The sequence below is a fragment of the Caldibacillus thermoamylovorans genome, assembly GCF_000751775.1.
In the GTDB taxonomy this organism is placed as follows: domain Bacteria; phylum Bacillota; class Bacilli; order Bacillales; family Caldibacillaceae; genus Caldifermentibacillus; species Caldifermentibacillus hisashii.
Map to the genome: position 1 here is coordinate 1 of NZ_CCRF01000037.1, position 17,588 is coordinate 17,588.

Genomic DNA, 17,588 nt, shown 5'->3' on the forward strand with positions numbered 1-17,588 from the left:
TATTTCAAGACAATATGCAGCATCAATGTTAAATGAAGCGTGTGATATGGTCGGTATTAAAGAGAGATTCGGTACGCACGGCCTTAGAAAGACTTGGGCCTTCTTTGCTTTCAAGAAAGGCATATCTCTCGATTATATATCTATTGCCTTGAATCATAATTCTATAGCAGAGACAAAACGTTATATAGGATTGTTACAAGAAGATCTTGATAATACAACGAACAAATTCCTAATTATGAACCGCTTAATTCAATACCTCAAAATCAACGGAAGTAACCTTGTAACTTTCATTTCTATAAATAGCAAGCCAGAATAAGGAGTTTATTGCTGCTCACTTTTTGATTGTGCTCTGTGAACAATCCATTCAAAATGGTTACTTAGTTCTTCTATATCATCCATGTTTAATATTGCCCATTTTTCAACCTGTAAAAGATAAGGTTGATCAATTCCTTTTTCAGCAAGAAGATGGAGAAGTTCTTTTATCTTTTTTTTCATTAGTTGTAGATTCATCACTTGGTTGGTATTCTTCACCACGAATCAAATAGTCAAGAAAACATGAAAAATATCAGCTAGTTTAATAATCGTTTCTAATGATGGTCTTTTTTCTTCTCTTTCATACGCCCCATAAACATTCTGGCTGAATCCCAATTTTAAGCTCATTTCTACTTTTGAATACCCATATTTTTCTCGTAGGTTTTCCAGTCGCAAACCAAAACCTTTCACAACGAACACCCCCATCTGTACGAATAAAAACTAACACAGATAGAGGTTTTATATAGGAAAATAACACGAAATGTGCTGACGATTTTTATTAGGTACATTATTATAGATTCAAAACACACGAATTATGTGTTCTTGCTTTCTAGGTAGTAATTTTTATGTGATTAGGACCCGTGTCCTCAACTATTATAAGGGAATAAGGTTTTAGCCATTTAATCATGGGATTCTCTTACTAAAAATAGGGATATCAATTAAATTGGGATGTAAAGGATGGTAGCTGACTGGCAGGTTTATAAAATATGATTGCAAATTGTAACAGGAGGAGCCTCATTTATAGAATTTCAAATTGAAAAGGAATTAATTAACAAAAACAGTGAAAATGTGGTTGAGTAAATTTATTAATGCTGATTGTATGTATGAATACAATCGTTCAACTAAACGGACCGGTTCTAGAATACCTAAAGTACTTTGAGGTATCTATCCTGTTACAGGGTATTGGCTCTTTGTATTCATCCCAACTGTAAGTAATACAATACTTTTGATTGTGATGAAGTTCATTGCAACGAAATATATAATAAAAGTGTAAAGGAGGTGAGAAATTTGAATTTAGAGGAGAAGGAAGTTATTAACCTAATTTTACAAAGTAATAATTTGGGTTTATGTGAAATTGCTAATAGTCTGTCAATGGATCTAGGAAAACTGAAAAATATAATTCATACAATTAATAATAAGTTGTTATACGAATCTATAAAAGAAACTGACGGAAAATTACTGGTCACAGAGAAGTGTGCAGACGAATTATACTCATTATTAATTGGAGATGACCACTTTATTTCTTTTAATCATAACGTTGAATTGAGAAAGTATTTAGTTGAAATTGAATTAATGGTTAATAAAAACTTTCATTCTTTGCAAACGCTTTCGGAAAAATTCTATGTAAGTCGAAATACGATGTATACAGATATAAAGTTAATTAAAGAAGATTTACAGCACCTTAATTTAAAAATCACGTATTCACGAAAATCTGGGTACCAAATAAAAGGGCAGGAGTACGCCCTTAGGAATCAATTAGTTCAATTAATAAGAAAATTATTAAAAAACTATTATGGGAGAGCATGGCTCAAGAGGTTGAATCTTTTTACCGAAAAAGAAATTTTAGAATCAAAAAATAGGTTATTACTCATTGAGGAAAAAATTCAGATTCGATTGACAGATGAACAACTAGATGAATTGCCGTTTATACTTGCTTTATTAATTGCCCGAATACGTAATTTTCCAATACAATGGGATTTTAATATTGAAAAATATGATATTAGAAATACAATGGAGTTTTCTGCTATCAAGGATTGTTTCCATGATTTAACTTTTTTAAAAGAAACCGATATTCTCTATCTTTCTTTACACATACTAGCTTCAAATCAAATCGAATCTGCTATTGATTACTTGAACAGAGAAGAAATTAATTTGGCCGTAAATCAATTTTTGAAAATCATTAAAAGTAAACTTGCCGTAAAGTTTATAAAAGAAAGCGAGCTAAAAGAAAAACTTTTACTCCATTTACAACCAGCGATTTTTAGAAATGTTTTGGGATTTCGGGTTATCAATCCATTGAAAGAAAGATTTATGACTGAACATCATAAGGTGTTTATGGCGGTAGCAGATGCAACTGAGCCATTTGAAAAAATTATTGGGCATCCTCTATCTGATGAAGAAATTGTTTATTTATCTATGATTATTCTTGGCTGGTTATATCAATCAGAGGAAAGTGAAAATTCGTATTTTAAAGGTGTAGTTCTTTGCCAAAACGGTACGTCTATTTCAAAATTATTGTTGGAAAATTTAAAAGAAATGTTCCCGCAAATTGAATTTATTGGGGCATTCTCATTTAGACAATTTAAACAAATGAATGAGGAAGTTGACATTGTTTTTACAACAAAGCCACTAAAGAGCAAGGCAAAAACAATCATCGTTCCATCATTTCTTGAACCGGAAAACAGAATTCAACTTCGATATTTAGTAAACAAACTGTTAAACGATGACATTGATTTTAGGGCAAAGCAAATTGTTAGTGCACTTAAAGATATACTTCCTAAAGACAAAATTTATATAGCAGAGAATAAGTTAAAAACGCTTTTTGAAGGAGACAAAAAAATAAGTCTAAAAAATGATCTAGTGAGAATGACGATTGATGAGAAAAATATCATTCTAATTGATAATCAAATACCTTGGGAAGATAGTGTAGATATTACCTTTAGCCCAATAATAAAAAGAGGAAGTGTGGACCAATCGTATGTTCAAAGATGTAAACAATTATTCTTTGAAAATTATAATAAGATGTTGATTGGTCCAAACGTATACATTCCTCATGCTGAACCAAGTAATAAATTAAAACAACCAGATATTCAGATTGCGGTTTTTTTTGAACCAATTTATAATCCTGATGGTTCTCCCTTCCATGTTATGGTCGGGCTGGTACCTTCAAATACAAATATTCATGTCCCATTTTTACTGAGATTAAACGATTTTTTTATCAAAAAAGATTCGATAAAGAAGTTGCTAGCTTCAAAAAATCCTAGAGAAGTTTTAGCACTTTTGGGAAGCGATGCTATAAAGGAGAGTGTAAATAGTAATTGATTATTTCATGGGCTATGATTTTCAGAAAAAAGGAGTGATTACTTTGCTGGAACATTTAAAAAAAGATGTTTGCGAAATAGCAAAAAAGGCACAACGGGAAGGATTATGTAAACATAAGTCTGGTAATTTCAGCTGCAGAGATAAAGATTCAGGACTATTTGTTTTTACCCCCTCTGGTATTGATCGAGAATTACTAACACCAAGAGACATGATTATTGTAGATAAAGATGTTAGAGTTATTGAAAATTTATCCAACTTAAAACCAACAAGTGAGTTATTGATGCATCTAAAAATCTATGAAAAACGTCCAGATGTAATGGCTGTTGCTCATACTCATTCCAAATATGCTACTTCATTTGCCGTTTTGAGTAAACCTATTCCTGCTATTGTTTATGAACTTCAGGCTCTAGGGGCAAAAGAAGGGTATGTTCCGGTTGCACCATATGGACGACCGGGGACGCTGGATTTGGCCAACAAAGTTGCGAGCGCTTGCATAAATTCGGATGTTGCACTTATGGAGAAGCACGGAAGCGTTGGTGTAGGAAAGGATATATACGATGCATATCTAAAAGTTTCCTATCTAGAAGAATTAGCGGAAATCTATTATTACGTTCTTACACTAAATGGAGGAAAAAACCCAGATATTTTGCCAGCTTCAGAGATTGTAAAATGGGCATATCCAAAAGAAGTCATCCTTTCAAAACAATAGGGGAGATCATCATGGGAATTATAGATACTTCAGAATTTGAACTATTTTTTAAACAAGACCTTATTTTTAGAGATGTAGATTGGAAAGATTCAACAGAATTATTCGATAAAATATCAACCATTTTGGAAGATAAGGGGTATGTGTACTCAACCTTTCATAAAGCAATCAAGGAAAGAGAAAAAATCTATCCTACTGGGATTCAAACAAAATCAATAGGTGTTGCTATACCTCATACGGATCCGAAAAATATTAAACAAGCCTTTATTTCAATGGTTCGTCCGAAAAAACCAATTGGATTCTCCCCAATGGGTGGAAGTTCAGATGATGATCAAATACAAGCAAAGCTAATCTTTGTTTTAGGCGTTAAGCGGGATGGACTTCAAGTTAAAGTATTACAAAAGTTAATGGAGATATTTTCCAATGGAGATATTATCAACATCATGCTTCATGCTCAAAGTGATCGGGAATTGTATGAGATTATGAAAAATTCATTTCACAATATTTATATAGATATTTGAATTTAAATAAAGAAACTTATCTTTATCAAGTTTGAAAGCTAATAAATATGGTTTAAAAAACTACTATAAAGAAGGGAAGATTTTAAAAATGGCAAAAATTATTGTAGCATGTGGATCAGGTGTGGCAACTTCTCAAACTGTCGCATCAAAGCTCAACAAAATGTTAAAGGAAAGAAAAATCAATTCCACAGTTGAAGCGGTTGATATTAAGTCCTTGGATCATCATATTAAGGATGCTGATGTTTACGTCTCTATTGTCAAGACCAACAAAGATTATCATATTCCAGTGATTAACGGGGTAGCATTTTTAACAGGAATGGGAATGGAAATGGAATTTAATAAGCTGGTAGATGCAATTAAGAAGGCCGATGCAAAAAAAGGCAAGTAAATCATGAATATCTTTATATTTATATCCCGAAATATTAATAAGAATGGGGGAAAAAAGAATGGACGTGCTTAAAGAAATAGTGAATTACGTACTGAATCTTGGAGCAGCTGTATTCGTTCCGCTTATTATGTTAATTGTAGGGCTCATTGCACGAATGAAGTTCAAAGAGGCTTTCTCTGCAGCATTAACATTAGGAATCGCATTTACAGGCATGACTTTAGTTATTAACTTCATGACGGGAGCAATTAGTCCCGCTGCACAGGCACTTTCCGAACGAACAGGAATTACTTTAAATGCAGTTGATGGTGGTTGGCCTGGTATGGCTGCAATATCCTGGGCATGGCCATATGCATTTTTACTATTTCCACTTCAGATTGCAATTAATATTGTTATGTTGATTTTTAACTGGACTAAAACTTTGAATGTGGATATGTGGAATGTATGGTCAAAAATATTTACAGCGGTAATGGTTTCCTATATTTCTGGAAGTATAGCAATGGGATTTATTGCAGCAATTATACAAATTGTCCTGGAGTTAAAATCTGGAGATCTTTGGGGACCACGTGTACAGGAATTAACAGGTATCCCTGGTGTTACGGTTCCACACCATATTACTTTACTAGCTAATATTATGCATCCGTTTGAAGTATTAATGAACAAAATTCCTGGATTAAATAAAAAAGTTGACGCGGATTATTTAAAGGAAAAAATTGGGATATTTGGGGAAAATGAGGTAATGGGTGCTATTATTGGTCTTCTTCTAGGATTTGCAGCAGGATATAGTGTCTCAAAGTCCCTGACACTCGCTGTACAAGCTGCAGCAGCACTCGTATTATTCCCAATGGTGTCCAAACTATTTGCTCAAGCTTTGTCTCCACTTTCTGAAGCGGTTTCAGAATTTATGAGGAATAAATTTAAAGATAAGGAAGTTTATATAGGACTAGATTGGCCGATTCTTGCAGGTAGAAGTGAATTGTGGGTTGCGGTTATTATTACTATCCCCGTTTTATTAGTTTGTTCTATCATTTTACCAGGAAACGAAGTCCTTCCTTTTGCGGGAATTATTAATTTGTCGTTTGTTGTTGCAGCGCTATTATTAGCCAATGCCAATATTATTCATATGTTGATTATGGGCATAATTACAGCACCGTTATTTTTATATGCAGCAACTTTCTTTGCACCATATATTACTAAACTGGCCCGTTCTGTGGGAACTGTTGATATTCCTAAAGGTATGATGCTAAGTTGGAGTACATTTGAATCTCCAGATTTTCGTTTTCTACTATCATTTGCAGGGAAATTCAATGTTTGGGGAATTATTGGCTTAATTATTTGGTTAGTTATGTTTTATTGGTTATATAAAGATATAGATAAAAAAAATAAATTAAATCAAACGGAAGGTCGTAAAATATCATGAAAGATAGACACTTCTGGCAAATAATGTTAATACTTTCAATCTTTCTCTTTATTATGACCTTCTATTTCAATAATATGATATTTCTATTAATTAGTCTTACCCTTGCTTTTATTGTGAGAATCAAGGGTGACAAAGTAATATTTAAAGAGTATAACAAAAATCGAGAAGAAAAGATAAAAAGATTAAAAGAATTATCGTAAAAAAACTATTAGTAGTTTATCTGCCCTGGTCAATTCAGTAATACAGTTAAACTAGGAAGTAAGGGTTTTCACTCAATAAGCGAAAGTAAAAAAATATGAAAAAGGGTCTAATTTCTGGTATTGTTATCTCAAATTTGACACTGAAAAACGCCGGAAACATTGTAATTGCAGTGTTTTTGGCATTTTTTTTAGTGTTCAAAACAGCCGCCTTCCAATTTTTGTTTATTTAAAAATTTTTCCTTATTTTTTATTATCTATTTCAAATTCGGTTCTAAAGCCAAAAGCACTTTCAAGATCTGAAATATCATCTAAATTTTCTATACTCCCAAGTAGTTCTATCCTTTAGGCTCTGCTGGCACGGTACTCATTTTGTCGCTCGTAAAGTATTTTAAAAACAAAACACTTATCCAGCATATGTTGCTATTTAGCCTTATTGTGGACTTCGCTCAGTTTATAAGTGACGTATACATAAACGGGAACCTTACTGTGAAAACCGTTTTGCTTATTGTTGGCTATCCGATTTTGATTGCCGTGACCTTTTTCATGTTCCTAGTAACGATTAGTGTTGCCGCTTGGTTTGCATTGAAAAAAAATTAAGTCGTTTCCGCGATTCAAAGAAGTGTCGAGGAAATTAAGGCAGGAAACTTCCAGTATCACATTCGGGTAGAAGGAAAAGGAGAATTTGCCCGGCTAGCGGAAAATATCAACAGCTTCACAGATGGACTGAGAAATGCAGTTGATAGTGAGTTATTGAGTGAACGTTTAAAAACAGAGTGATTACCTTTGTCTCTCATGCATCCTTATACCTTGTTATGTCGGCGTATATGCGAAAGTTGAACTTGACCTGAATGGCCCACTGGCTACGATTGCAATCTGAAGAAGAAAGGTGGCATATGCTTACATTAATTAATTTTGTTATGGGTCGTGATGGTACGGTTCAGTTAAGGAGACTTCTGGCACATGGAACAACTAAGCTACGATCATGAAAGAAAGACAACAATTTAAAGCTTATCTGGCTTATAACAATTTTAAGTGGTTATAAGATTACACGCATGACCTAATCTCAGGGGCTGTCTGAAGGGGACAGTCCCCTAATATCTTGGTGCTATGAAATAAATTGGTTGGATTTCTGTAAAAATCAGAGTCTCTCGCAAAAATTGCGGAATAGAACGGTTCTTTTTGGCAAAAATTAAAGACCGTCACCAAAAATTACGGATAAGAATTGTTTCGTTCTTCAACCATTTATCTTAGAATCATCAGTTTCAAATTGGTTGACAAAATTACCCCACCCGGTATATGATTGTCTTGTGATTATAGATATAAGTAGTTATTACCCGAAAAAATACCCGCGGGGGTAATTTTCCTGCACCCCGTCAAAAAAATCAACCTATCACAAATTATTTGGAGGTATATCAATGAAAAATATTACTGCAAAACAGTTGGAAGAGAAATTAGAAAGGGGAGAAAAGGTAAATATCATTGATGTTCGCGAAGATGATGAAGTCGTTCAAGGCATGATTCCCGGTGCAAAGCATATCCGCTTGGGAGATTTGCCAAATTCTTTAAGCAATCTAAATAAAAATGAACATTATTACATTGTTTGTCATGCCGGGGGAAGAAGTGCGATGGCCTGTGAATTTTTAGTCGAACAAGGCTTTGACGTAACCAATATGCTTGGCGGAATGATGGCTTGGCAAGGAGATATCGTGGAACCCTAACAAAATACGTACGAGAGCTATAGCTTGATTTTCTACATTAACTAAATTTGAAAAGAGGTATACAATATGAGAGGAAAAATTTTAGTAGTCGGGGGCGTAGCTGGTGGAGCTTCGGTTGCCGCCAGAGTTCGCAGACTTGATGAATATGCGGAAGTGATTATGTTCGAAAAAGGACCGCATGTGTCTTTTTCAAACTGTTCGCTCCCATATCATTTAAGTGGGATTGTAGAAGATAGTTCCAAATTAGTTCTCATGTCACCGGAAGTGTTCAAAAAAAGATACAATATTGAGGCAAGAGTCCATCATGAAGTCGTAAAAATTAATCGAGACAGAAAAACGATTACAGTAAAAGATTTACTATCCGAAAAAACATATGAAGAAAGTTATGATAAATTAGTGCTTTCACCCGGCGCTTCACCAATTCGACCAAATATTGAAGGAGTAAACCAGCCGCATGTTTTTACAGTAAGAAATGTAGTAGATATTGACCATTTAAATACGCATATTAAACAAAACGGGATAAAAAATATTGCTGTAATCGGTGGCGGATTTATTGGAGTTGAAGTGGCGGAAAATTTGATACTTGCCGGTTACCATGTATCATTAATTGAATTTGCCAATCAAATGATGACACCATTTGATTACGATATGGTACAAATTCTCCATAAAGAGATGGTTGACAACGGCATCAATCTAATTGTCAATGACGGTTTAGCAAAAATAGAGGAAAACTATATAGTAACGAACTCCGGTAAGAAAATCGATGCCGAAACAGTTGTATTGGCTATTGGAGTTAAACCGGAAATAACGTTAGCGAAAGATGCCGGTCTTGAAATAGGTGAAACGGGAGCTATAAAAGTTGATGCGAACTATGTAACAAGTGACAGGGATATTTATGCTGTTGGAGATGCGATTGAAGTTTATCATAAAATTTTGCACAAACCAACAAGATTAGCGCTTGCAGGACCAGCCCAAAAACAAGCAAGAGCTGCTGCCGACCATATATATGGAAATATGAACAGACAAAAAGGTGTTATTGGTTCATTCTCTATTCACCTATTTGATTTAAATGCGGCTGCAACCGGTTTAAATGTGCGAACTGCTGAACAAGCGGGGATTCAATGTGATTCAGTTTACGTAATGCCGGGGGATAAGGTTGGGCTAATGCCAAACAGCAATCCTATGCACTTTAAATTAGTCTATGAAGTTCCCACTGGAAGAATTCTAGGTGCTCAAGCAATTGGTAAAGGGAATGTTGATAAACGGATTGATGTGATTGCAACGATGATTACCATGAATGGGACGTTAGAGGACTTGAAAGATTTGGAATTAACATACTCACCGATGCTCGGAACAGCAAGAGATGTGGTGAACCATGCTGCAATGGTTGCATTGAATCTATTGCATGGCGTCTATCGTGAAGTGAAAGTTTCAGAGGTTCGAAAGTTAGTGGAAGGTAACGCATTCATCATTGATGCACGCGAAAAAAGTGAATATAATGCAGGTCATTTAAAAAATGCAATTAATATTCCATTAAGTGAGTTTAGAGAGCGAGTGGATGAAATTCCGAAAGATCGTCCGGTTTATATTCATTGTCGCTCCGGTCAGCGTAGTTATAATATGGTAATGGCACTTCAGCATTTAGGGTATACAAATGTGTATAATATTTCCGGTTCTTATCTTGGTATCAGTTTATATGAGTACTATAATGATTTAGTGACCGGAAGAGAAAAAATCGTAACCGAATATAATTTTAAATAATAGGATTTAACCTTAAGGGCTGTCCAAAAATACCTTCACCGAAACTGGAAGAGAGAGTGAGTGCAACCCGTGGGATAATTTCCCGTCATACTTCTTGATTGCAAAACAATTCAAACTTTTAGGGAACAGTGAGCTTTTTGGACAGTACTCGCAGTATTATTGCTTTATCGGGTGTATTTTCATGGGAAATCAATGAAAAAGTCAAAAACAACACGTTTGCTGCTATTACGGATTCGCGAAGCTTTCAAATGGCATCGCAAATAAGAACGGCTCTTAGAAAGGAGGGAGAATAATTGCAGTATAATAAATCTGTCGTAAACCGGCTAAAAAGAATTGAAGGTCAAATTAAAGGTGTTTTAAACATGATTGAGCAAAATAAAGACTGTAAAGATGTGGTCACCCAATTATCAGCTTCTCGCAGTGCCATCGATCGGACTATCGGTTTAATTGTCAGCTTGAATCTAGAACAATGTGTTCGTGAAAATATTGAAAAAGGAGAAGGCACGGAAAAACTTGTAAAAGAAGCGGTCGAATTACTGGTAAAAAGTAGATAAAGTTCATCAATCTTTTAAACTAATAGGAAAGTATAAATTTTTCAATTTCTACTTTCCTAACGCATAAGTGCACAAGGAAAGCTTCGCGGGAATACATCGCAGCCGAAAAAATTTTTTTGCTGAACTACGGCTCTGCTCTCGCCTAAAGGCTCAGCAATCGCCGAGTTTTCTTTAAAGAAAGAGTTGTTGAACTTTTTCTTTACAACTTTTAATACATACACGGGTATATAGGGGTGACAAAAAATTTACACGATCGCTTTTCAACAATTATGGACAAGGATTAAACATAATTTTTCGTATAAAATATGCAAATATGGAGAGATACAATGGAAATTTTACAATGGGTGTTAATCACTTTGCTTGCTTTAATTATTATTCGTCGATTTTTACCGGTGAAAGGTATTACAAATATTTCGGTCGAACAAGTGAAAGAAAAATTTAGTGATAAAGGGGTTCAATTTATCGACGTCCGTACACCTAGAGAATATAAAGCAAATCACCGGCCGCAATTCATTAATATACCCCTTTCAGAATTGCCAAGGAAATTGAACAAACTTGATAAAAATAAAGAAATTGTTGTTATTTGCCAAAGTGGGATGAGGAGTGCAAAAGCAGCGAAAATCTTAAAGAAACAAGGTTTTCAAAAAATTTATAACGTAAAAGGCGGCATGAGTGCTTGGCATTAGAGAGGTAAGTGAATATAGCAAAATATCAATTTCACGGGTACACGGTTATTTACTGCTATCTTATCTAATTATGATAATAACAGATGATATCAGGAACCTGTCCCTCCCTTGAGTTTACTTTTTGAAAAAGATTTGACCTAATTGACCCCACCAATCCACTTCCATACGGATGGTGGGTTTTTTAATTATGTAAGAACTCCTAAAAATTATTAATTCTACTTCGCTAATCTTTTTAGAAACTCTTCATCATTCCGACAGTAAAAGTATCTATTTTCCAACTGCAACACTCGCAAAATATTTGATATAATAAGATAAAACATCTTTGATTTAGGTCTTGTCAGCATTGAATAAGAAGACAGGCTTGAATTATGATAAGAAAATAATGAACGTATATATTTACTAAAAAGGAACGATGAAGAATAAATAAACAGTATTTCTAAAGACAAAGGTAGTCAACAAAAACAACAGATGTTCTGTCATATGGAATGCCTTAAAAAAGCAATATCAAGTAAATTTCCTCTATATGTTGCTGGGCTTAGGGACCATGAACTTGTCCCCATATACCACGAATAGGAGATGCTCACCAAAATGAAAATCAATAGGAATACCTTAACCGTAGATAAAAAGTTGGCTATTTTAAGAGCAGCTGATGAAATTATTGGACAAGGTGGCCGAACAATTCTTGCCAAAATATTAAAAGGTTCCCGTGATAAAAAGGTTTTGGCACTAGGGTTAGATCGGTGTCCGGTCTATGGCTATTTTAAATCAGAAAAAATAGCAGATATTACAGAAAAAATAGATTGGATGATTGATCATGACTTTTTGGATATCGAATATTTTGGAAAGCTTCCAATGATTGTTTTTACAGATCGCGGCTGGAAAATTGAAGCAGATCAAAGAGCGGATGAATTATTATCTGAATGGGATTTATGGATAGAAGCGGGGAAACCGATACCAAATATGGAGTATTTAAAAGATCGTAACCGACATATGATCTTTTTGTTTTTAGATAAAATTAAAGAATCAGGCGATGATAAATACATCCCTTATTTGGAAGCTTGGGAAAAAGTCGATTACAAAAAAGTAAGGGGGAAAATCCGCGAAACGATAAGTGCAATCGAATCGAATGCACCGATCGATAATATGGCAGTACAAAAAAGAAAGGAAGAGATAGAACAATTATTAAATGGTGCTGCACCACAAGACCTTATCCTAAAATGCTGGGAATGTGGAAATCGGTTTGTCTTTACGGTTGGTGAACAAAAATTTTTCAAACAAAAAGGTTTTCAATTTCCCAAAAGATGTCCTATATGTATAAATAAAAAACGTATAGGGTTTAAAAATTTTTAGAGGGATGTGAATGTTAATGATTGAAACCCTAAAAGATATTTGAAAACGAAATATGGTATCCATATAGGAAAAAATTTTGTGTCTTTTGTACAGAAATATTGGTTTTTTGGGAACTTGCCATATTGATATTTTCATGTTTAAAGATTTTGAAATTCATGTAGGGATGTTGTCTTACAACCGAAAAAGGCAGAAACACTTAGGGACAATATACCTGTCCCCTAGTTAATCGTCACATCTGCACCAAGAACACCGATAATTTGATTTTCCTTATATATGGGAAAAGATACACTTATACATGGTTTCTTTGTTAATGCTGAAAAATAAACTTCGGAAACGTAGGGATTTCCCGATAAAGCATGTGTGAACCAAGGGCGTGCTTTTGCATTGATCAATGCTGCTTTTGGGTTTGAATAGACGAATGTTCCATCAACATTGTTTGTCCAAATTGCTTCTAAGTCCGGATTGTTTTTAAGTATGTCATCAAGTAGTCTTTTATGGGTAGAAAAACTCATGTCTTGTAATTCTGTCATTTGTAACAGGTCAGTCAGGTTGCTCTTAATTTTTTCAATGAGCGCCGTATCCACCGGCTGGAATTCACTTCTATCATGATGAACAAGCTTTTGCAATTCATTTGATGTTGTTGTAAGGGAATCACTAATCGATAGGATTTGTCTGACACTTTCATGTTGTTTGTCCATATCTTCATGAACGACGATAACATGTTCTTTATTTTCAATGGATAATAATGAGATTTGGTCTAGTAGATTCGTAATTTCCTGAACGCTTTCTGTTTGTTGATCAACGGCAGTGGTCGAGTCAAAAACCATATTTGTAATTTGACTTAATTTCTCTTTAAAAGATTCTAAATGATGAAGAACGTTTCCAAATTCTATTGTGCCGGCTTCCACTTCCTTTGCTTCTCTTTTAACCATTTCTGCGGAACGTTTAATTTCTTCTTGTATGTAATAAATATTTTTTCGAGAATCTTCAACTGCTACAGAGGTTTGGTTAGCCAGTTCTCCCACTTCATTGGCAACAACAGAAAATCCCTTTCCGGCATCGCCAGCTCTTGCTGCTTCAATGGCGGCATTTAAGGCTAAGATTTTTGTTTTTTGTGAGATGGCACCGATTGTATGAACAATTTCATGGATATGATCGGATAGCTTCACTAATTGATTCATTTGCTTCAATAAAGTTTGATGACTCATTCTTAGCTCTTCAAATTTTCCTTGAAGTGCTTGAAGAGAATCCCATGAGTGTTCGATCGTCTTCTCGGATGTTTTACAAGTTGATAATATTTCCTGTGAGGAAGCAGAGATATGCACGGCCGACTCCTCAATAGAATGCATTTTGTCGGCCACCCGGTGCGTATAAGTGACTGTTTTTTCACTATGTGCTAATAATTTATTCGTGCTGTTTTTACTGGAGGAAGAGGTCATTTCTAATTGCATAGTGGCAATTTTTACTTGCTCTACCACACCTTTTAGTTGATCAACCGCCACTTGTATTTGACCTTCAAAATTCTCGGTTTCTTCTATTTTTTCTTCAATTTTATTAATCTCCCGTTTGAAAAATAGCAATTGAACACCCTCCATATTCATGTTAATTTTATTTACATTATTATAGTATAAAATTTAACATTTGGAAAGTGCGGGGAATAAGTACTACGTCCAATGAATAGAAATAATGACTCTTGTTGGATGTCGGAATAAGTAAAACGATGCTTTTTGCAAAAATTGACTGTACCCGATAGTATATAGGCATAGTCAGGTTAATGCACCTATCCTCATCCCCTCTATGTAAAAGGTAATCTTTGTTAATGTGATATAATAAATAGGCCGTCTTCCGCGACTCTCAGAAAAGATAGGAGGGAAGATGGGCAACTTTTTCCTGATAAAATTTGAGTAATGGTACAGGGTCCGTGTACCGGATTGATTATTGTTTATGAACAATACACCTGTCCCCAGAATCGAAAAAGGAGAATAGAAAAAGTGAAAAAGAAGAAACAATTATCTTATGATGATTATTTTGAAGAAGAGTCAGACGGAACATTTTATTTTGTTGCGGGCTATACTTCAGGTGGTGCTCCCTATGGAACAATTTGGGAAGAAATATTGGCATCGGAATTGATATTGCGAGCGGCTGTAAAAAATGACGCAAAACCGGCAGCGGAACTCATTCGTGTGGCTAACGGAGATATAGCGGAATTACTAACAGGAAAAACAAAACCGCAAAATGTTCGTGACACCCTTGCTTTATATTTCCGGGAAGATATCAATCGGTTTAGCTACAAAAATATTTGGATTGCTAGTGTCATGGATAAAGTGGCAGGTCTCGTGATTACCTATCCGGGTGAGGATGCAGCCCGCTTGGATGAAACGATATTAAACAGGCTAAGAAAAAAACAAGGAAACCCCTTAAAATCCTTTGATCAGGAAGCTGATGAAAAAGATTACTATATCGATACCTTAAGTGTACACCCAAAATTTCAAGGACACGGGATTGGTACAGCGCTCATTAAAAAAGCAGAAACAGTTGCAAAAGAAAAAGGCTATAAACGAATTTCTCTAAATGTGGCACACGGAAATGTTTCTGCCAAACACTTATACAAAAAATTGGGCTACACTGAAGAAAAGGTGATTCAAATTAACAAGCACAATTATGATTATATGGTGAAAATATTAGGTGATTAAGATGAACTCTAATTACCTGATCTTCAAAATTTATTAGGAAAAGAGATAACCTATATTCTGCACGTAAAAGCTGCGACTTTTTTCTTAACATACAAGAATAGGCACACGCATTTCGATTTTTAGAAATGCGGTCTGTTCTTGCTTCCAAATACTGCTTAATGAACAAACATAGATTCAAAAGCCCACGGACAGTATGTGGAAAAACTACAGAGATACACAACACAAATAAGTTAAGATCTGATTTGCAGCATAACTTCGGTCATCCGATTGATGTTTTCCCGGATTTTAACCGCACTTAAGTAATCGATTTTGTCATGGTACGTTTCTGTTTGTTCCATTTGGTTTTCAAGAGACAGCTGTTCATATTGTTCGATGCGATGTTCCGTTGTTGATTGATAATCATCCAGTAAAATGCTTTCTAATTTTTGCACAATTTCGTTTAATTTGTTCAAGTTTTCATCTATAAAATTAGCTGCTATTTGTTGTTCCTCTCTTGAAGTGTTTCTCATTTCTTTAACGCTTTGTCTCTGCATAAGCAGCCCGTTTTTTACAGAAGTGAGCATATCTTCATATTCTCGATCGACGACCATATGATCAACAATTTGTAATGTATCATCCAGCAACATTTCCAATTGTTCCAAACCATTTTCCATTAATAACTTCCACCTTTACCTGTTTGATATGGACCTCAAATGTTGTCCGTTTCCCTATAAATTTATCTCTGAGCCCCTTTTTTATCCCAAAAATGACTTATGTTTTCTTGTGTATATCAGACATTCCATTCCAAATTATTTAGCAATTTAATATAAATTATACATGAGCACTGACGAAAGATTTCTAATATGAACCGATTGGAATCGGAGCAAGGGTGGTGTCCTAATTTTTTGAAATTTACCAACGTTTACCCTTTTTTATTTATAGACATCTATTTTTGATGATTTTTGAGTTAAAACATATATGTATTCCTTTTGATTGATATTTTGGCTGTTTGAAGGAGTAGGAAAAAAATCATATGGCAAAAAAGGGAGAAGTCGAGGTAGCTGATATTATATTCTACTGCCATTTGTCCCTCGTTTGGATTTATTTTGACCATGTGGATAGCTGTTTTTGAAGGTGCAGATAATGTGAATAAGTCCCACCTTATTTATTTCGGTGGGCAAAATACAACAAAAGTTAATATTTGTAATCCAGTTTTATAAAGTTTGACATCCATTAATATATTTACTTGCTCACAAGCCGATTTTGCTTCGCTGTAAAATTTTAATATTTTACCTTATATTTAATAAAGTCTATATCCTAACTTTTTTGAAATCTCAAGACTTGTTTGTTTTAATAATTTAATATATTTTTCTAATTTTTCATCATTAACTTGAGAAATTAGTGTAGATATACTAATACCAGCAAGCACTTTGTTTTCAAAATTTAATAATGGTGCTGCAATACAGCGAACACCTAATTCATTTTCTTGATTATCTATTGCATAGCCCTGCTGATGAACTTTTTCTATCTGCGCTAGAAATTCATCCTGAATTGTAATCGAATATTCAGTTTGTTCCGTAAAATTATAATCGCTTAGAAGAAGGTTTGTTTCTTTTGGTTCTTGAAAAGCTAAAAGGACTTTTCCTATTGCTGTAGCATGTAATGGAAATCCCTTACCAATTTTTGAAAAACGTATTATAGATGATTCACCTTCAATTTTGTCAATGTAGACACCTTCTTTGCCGTTTAAAATTCCTAAATGAACTGTTTGACCTGTTCTTTTGGCTAAATCAAGTAAGTATGTTCTCGCAACTTGTCTAATGTCGATCGTACTTACAACACAATTTCCTCTTTCAATTAATTTTAATCCTAATTTATATTTTCCGTTTTCCGGATTTTGATCAATATATTTGTGCTTTTCAAGCGTTTTTAATAATGAGTGAACGGTACTTTTGTTTAGTTCCATTTTATCACTAATCTCTGTAATTTTAAGTTCAGGTACAAACTCGTCGAATAAATCTAGAATTTTTAGAGCTCGCTCAACAGACTGAATGATAGGCATAAAAGTCTCCTCTTTCGTTTTATAATATAATCCTTTATTACATTATAACCCACATTTCGCACGTCTTAAGTGAAATTCATCGTAATTTTTGAATGAACTTTATCTAAATGGCTTGATGGGGTGATATCTTCATTTTTTGATGGATTTTCGACAAATTTCTATTGAATTCGACATTTTTTCGAGGTTTCCTCCTGTTATG

Annotated in this window: 18 protein-coding genes; 13 read left to right on the top strand and 5 right to left on the bottom strand. The window is 34.4% G+C overall.

The annotated features are described in order from the left end of the window. A partial coding sequence (locus BT1A1_RS05150; RefSeq protein ID WP_231553299.1) for a tyrosine-type recombinase/integrase occupies positions 1-316 on the top strand: 316 nt, incomplete at its 5' end. Between the two features lie 5 nt (positions 317-321). Here the strand turns inward: BT1A1_RS05150 and BT1A1_RS05155 are convergent. Beyond that, positions 322-495: a hypothetical protein gene (locus tag BT1A1_RS05155; RefSeq protein ID WP_156103190.1), complete on the bottom strand. Its 174-nt coding sequence runs from the start codon at positions 493-495 to the stop codon at positions 322-324. A 42-nt stretch (positions 496-537) separates the two neighbouring features. Beyond that, positions 538-723, bottom strand: a complete 186-nt coding sequence (locus BT1A1_RS05160; RefSeq protein WP_034768795.1) for a helix-turn-helix domain-containing protein — start codon at positions 721-723, stop codon at positions 538-540. Positions 724-1,320: 597 nt separating this feature from the next. Here BT1A1_RS05160 and BT1A1_RS05165 point away from each other — a divergent pair. From BT1A1_RS05165 to BT1A1_RS05215, 11 genes are all read left to right on the top strand, one after another. Then, positions 1,321-3,354, top strand: coding sequence for a PRD domain-containing protein (locus tag BT1A1_RS05165; protein ID WP_051989016.1), 2,034 nt, complete (start codon positions 1,321-1,323; stop codon positions 3,352-3,354). A 43-nt stretch (positions 3,355-3,397) separates the two neighbouring features. After that, the gene (locus BT1A1_RS05170) at positions 3,398-4,063 is read left to right on the top strand and encodes a class II aldolase/adducin family protein (protein WP_034768820.1); all 666 of its coding nucleotides are present in this window, start codon (positions 3,398-3,400) and stop codon (positions 4,061-4,063) included. Between the two features lie 11 nt (positions 4,064-4,074). Continuing rightward, positions 4,075-4,581, top strand: a complete 507-nt coding sequence (locus BT1A1_RS05175; protein ID WP_051989017.1) for a PTS sugar transporter subunit IIA — start codon at positions 4,075-4,077, stop codon at positions 4,579-4,581. Between the two features lie 88 nt (positions 4,582-4,669). Further along, positions 4,670-4,969, top strand: a complete 300-nt coding sequence (locus tag BT1A1_RS05180) for a PTS sugar transporter subunit IIB (protein WP_034768796.1) — start codon at positions 4,670-4,672, stop codon at positions 4,967-4,969. 58 nt (positions 4,970-5,027) lie between these two features. Further along, complete coding sequence (locus tag BT1A1_RS05185; protein WP_034768797.1) at positions 5,028-6,386, top strand: PTS galactitol transporter subunit IIC; 1,359 nt, start codon at positions 5,028-5,030, stop codon at positions 6,384-6,386. An 809-nt stretch (positions 6,387-7,195) separates the two neighbouring features. Continuing rightward, positions 7,196-7,363, top strand: coding sequence for a HAMP domain-containing protein (locus BT1A1_RS19640; protein WP_197057077.1), 168 nt, complete (start codon positions 7,196-7,198; stop codon positions 7,361-7,363). A 638-nt stretch (positions 7,364-8,001) separates the two neighbouring features. Further along, positions 8,002-8,304: a rhodanese-like domain-containing protein gene (locus BT1A1_RS05195; RefSeq protein ID WP_034768800.1), complete on the top strand. Its 303-nt coding sequence runs from the start codon at positions 8,002-8,004 to the stop codon at positions 8,302-8,304. 66 nt (positions 8,305-8,370) lie between these two features. Further along, entirely contained in the window at positions 8,371-10,065 is a 1,695-nt protein-coding gene (locus tag BT1A1_RS05200) for an FAD-dependent oxidoreductase (RefSeq protein WP_034768802.1), read from the top strand. Between the two features lie 293 nt (positions 10,066-10,358). Then, complete coding sequence (locus tag BT1A1_RS05205; RefSeq protein WP_034768804.1) at positions 10,359-10,619, top strand: metal-sensitive transcriptional regulator; 261 nt, start codon at positions 10,359-10,361, stop codon at positions 10,617-10,619. 326 nt (positions 10,620-10,945) lie between these two features. Beyond that, entirely contained in the window at positions 10,946-11,305 is a 360-nt protein-coding gene (locus BT1A1_RS05210; protein ID WP_034768806.1) for a rhodanese-like domain-containing protein, read from the top strand. Positions 11,306-11,893: 588 nt separating this feature from the next. Continuing rightward, positions 11,894-12,655, top strand: a complete 762-nt coding sequence (locus BT1A1_RS05215; protein ID WP_081912280.1) for an RQC-minor-1 family DNA-binding protein — start codon at positions 11,894-11,896, stop codon at positions 12,653-12,655. Positions 12,656-12,873: 218 nt separating this feature from the next. Here the strand turns inward: BT1A1_RS05215 and BT1A1_RS05220 are convergent, their stop codons facing one another. Further along, positions 12,874-14,235 (bottom strand): methyl-accepting chemotaxis protein, encoded by a 1,362-nt coding sequence (locus BT1A1_RS05220; protein ID WP_034768810.1) that lies wholly within the window; start codon positions 14,233-14,235, stop codon positions 12,874-12,876. Between the two features lie 411 nt (positions 14,236-14,646). On the opposite strand from BT1A1_RS05220, the gene BT1A1_RS05225 reads away from it, so the two are divergent. Then, a complete protein-coding gene (locus tag BT1A1_RS05225; protein ID WP_082025967.1) occupies positions 14,647-15,348 on the top strand; it encodes a GNAT family N-acetyltransferase in 702 nt (233 codons plus the stop codon). A 230-nt stretch (positions 15,349-15,578) separates the two neighbouring features. On the opposite strand, the gene BT1A1_RS05230 is transcribed toward BT1A1_RS05225, so the two are convergent. Together BT1A1_RS05230 and BT1A1_RS05235 are read right to left on the bottom strand one after the other, a co-directional pair. After that, positions 15,579-16,001 carry a hypothetical protein gene (locus tag BT1A1_RS05230; RefSeq protein ID WP_034768812.1) on the bottom strand — a complete coding sequence of 141 codons (423 nt, stop codon included), beginning with the start codon at positions 15,999-16,001 and terminating at the stop codon, positions 15,579-15,581. A 626-nt stretch (positions 16,002-16,627) separates the two neighbouring features. Then, a complete protein-coding gene (locus BT1A1_RS05235; RefSeq protein ID WP_034768814.1) occupies positions 16,628-17,389 on the bottom strand; it encodes an IclR family transcriptional regulator in 762 nt (253 codons plus the stop codon). Positions 17,390-17,588: the final 199 nt, after the last annotated feature.